The sequence below is a fragment of the Hydrogenophaga sp. PML113 genome (assembly GCF_001777155.1).
GTDB classification, from domain to species: domain Bacteria; phylum Pseudomonadota; class Gammaproteobacteria; order Burkholderiales; family Burkholderiaceae_C; genus Hydrogenophaga; species Hydrogenophaga borbori.
The window spans coordinates 1-2497 of sequence record NZ_MIYM01000032.1 but is presented as its reverse complement, the minus strand read 5'-3'; the positions used below and the strand labels follow the sequence as shown (position 1 = coordinate 2497).

2 protein-coding genes are annotated in these 2497 nt (G+C 66.2%); both read right to left on the bottom strand.

What is annotated here, in order from left to right; all coding sequences use genetic code 11:
• Positions 1 to 61: 61 nt before the first annotated feature.
• Entirely contained in the window at positions 62 to 889 is an 828-nt protein-coding gene (gene istB / locus BHU06_RS21860) for an IS21-like element helper ATPase IstB (RefSeq protein ID WP_054470453.1), read from the bottom strand.
• The gene (gene istA / locus BHU06_RS21855) at positions 886 to 2382 is read right to left on the bottom strand and encodes an IS21 family transposase (protein WP_070401347.1); all 1497 of its coding nucleotides are present in this window, start codon (positions 2380 to 2382) and stop codon (positions 886 to 888) included. Before istA ends, istB begins: the two co-directional genes overlap by 4 nt.
• Positions 2383 to 2497 lie beyond the last annotated feature (115 nt).

The window sequence follows — 2497 nt, the reverse complement described above, 5'->3', positions numbered from 1 at the left end:
CTGTTGACGATCACCCAATACTGACCCGTCGTGATCATTCAAATTTGACCCACCCTCAAGGCTACCTGACGGCAGCCGGTTCTGTGGATAAGTCCTTGTCTGGACTCTCCGTCTTAGCTCCTTTCTTTCGTTTGCTGGTGGTTGGTGAGCGCGCAGCGCTCGTGCTGCTGTGCCTGAAGCGCCAGGACTCGTTTCCCGTCTCCACGATGTGGCAGTGATGCGTGAGGCGATCGAGCAGCGCAGTGGTCATCTTGGCATCGCCGAAGACCTGGCTCCACTCCCCGAAGCTGAGGTTGGTGGTGATGACCACGCTGGTGTGCTCGTAGAGCTTGGAGAGCAGGTGGAAGAGCAGCGCACCGCCCGACTGGCTGAACGGCAGGTAGCCCAGCTCGTCCAGGATGAGCATGTCCACGTACATCAGGCGGTGTGCGATCTGCCCGGCTCTGCCCTGGGCTTTCTCGATCTCCAGCGCGTTGACCAGCTCCACCGTGGAGTGGAAGCGCACCCGCTTGCCGTGGCGGTGCACGGCTTGAACACCCAGGGCTGTAGCCAAGTGCGTCTTGCCGGTCCCAGGACCGCCGATGAAGACCACGTTGTGGGCCGAGTCGGTGAAGCTGCTCGTGTGCAGCTTATTGATCAACTCCGCGTCGATGGCGCTGCCCTCGAACTCGAAGCTGGCCAGATCGCGGTGCGCGGGGAAGCGCGCGGCCTTCATCTGGTAGCTGATGGAGCGAAGCTCGCGCTCAGCACCTTCTGCGCTGAGCAGTTGCTCGACCAGGGCTTCCGGCCCCAGCGCCGAGTGGCGGCAGCGCGCCACCAACTCAGGCCAGTTGGCGGCCATGCCGTGCAGCTTGAGCGCCTTCAGGCGTGCAACGATCTCGGTGCTCATGCGCGCACCTCCCGCAGCCGGTCGTAGCGCTGCACGTCAGCACGCGGCTCCTCCCGCAGCGCCGGGGTGTTCGCCTCCAGCGGCTGCAGCACAGGCAAGCCCTCCTTGAGGCGGGCCAGCACGTTGAGCACGTGCTCGGCGCTTGGGCGCTGCGCCTCCAGCGCCACCTCCGCAGCCACGATCACCGCTTCCAGGCCGTGCACGGGAACAGCGGCGAGCACCTGCGTCATCACCCGGTCTCCACCGGCGTGGCGCAGCAAGTGCCGCTGCAGCGCCTGCAGCGCCTCAGGCATGGTCTTGAACGGTGCGCCGTTGCGCAGCGCCCCGGGCTTGGTCTGCACCAGATCGATGTAGTGGCGCCAGTCGTAGACAGTCTGCTCGCGCTCGAAGCAGCGTACATGGCGCGCCACCTCCACCCCTTCAGCCACCAGCACGAGCTCGCGCGGGTACACCCGCAGGCTCAGGATCGCGTTCACGTGGCGGGTGGGCACGCTGTAGCGGTTGCGCTGGAAGTGGATCAGCCCGGTGGCCGAGACCCGAACCGGTTGCTCGACATAGCCATCAAAGGGCTTTGGGCAAGGCATGAGGCGCGCCTGCTCGTCCTGGAACACCTCGGCCACGGTGAGCTCGGGCCACTCGGGGTGGGCACTGTCCTCCCAGCACTGGCGGCAGCGCTCGCCCAGCCAGGTGTTGAGCGCCTCCAGATCCGCCCAGCGCCGCTCGGCGGCCTCGCGCCAGACCTGGCGGCGCCGGTCCTGCACGTTCTTCTCCACCACCCCCTTCTCCCAACCCGAGGCCGGGTTGCAGAACTCTGCATCGAACAGGTAGTGCGAGCACATGGCGGCAAAGCGCACGTTCACGCTGCGGGCCTTGCCCGCTCCCACCTTGTCCACAGCGGTCTTCATGTTGTCGTAGATGCCGCGCCGCGGCACTCCGCCGAAGGCGGCAAACGCCCGGGCGTGGGCATCGAACAGCATCTCGTGGCTTTGCGCCGGGTAGGCCGTGAGCCAGAACGCGCGCGAGGCGGCCAGCTTGGTGTGCGCAACCTCCAGGCGCCGGCGCAGGCCACCCACGAAGACGTACTCGCAGCTCCAGTCGAACTGGAACGCATCGCCCAGCTCGAAGCTCATCGGCACGAACGCCGCGCGCCGGGGCGCGTTGGCTTGCTGCTCGCGCCAGCGGCGCACCCACACCGCCACCCGCGGGTAGCTGCCCTTGTAGCCGAGTGCGCGGATCTGCTCGAACAGCCCCTTGGCGGTGCGCCGCTCGCGCGCCGCGCGGTGCTGGTCGGTTCGCAGCGCCGCCTCCAAGTGCTGCGCCCAGGCGTCCACGACGCTGACCTCGCTTCGCTTGGGGTACTTCGGCTCGGTCACGTCCTGCTGGCGCAACCACCCTCTCACCGTATTCCTGGACAGCCCGGTGACTCGGCTGATCTCCCGGATGGACTTCCCATCCCTCAGGTGCATTCGCCTGATCTTGGCCAACATGCCCACGTTGATCACTCCTGGTTCCCCTGCTCAAACATTGAGCAGGGCAGTGTCTACACGTGGGTCAGATTTGCTCGATCGCGCCCCTTACAGGTGGGTCAGTTTTGAATGATCGTCAACA

Coding starts and splice junctions, on each gene's coding strand:
- istB (WP_054470453.1), bottom strand. CDS start 889: ATGAGCACCGAGATCGTTGCACGCCTGAAGGCGCTCAAGCTGCACGGC.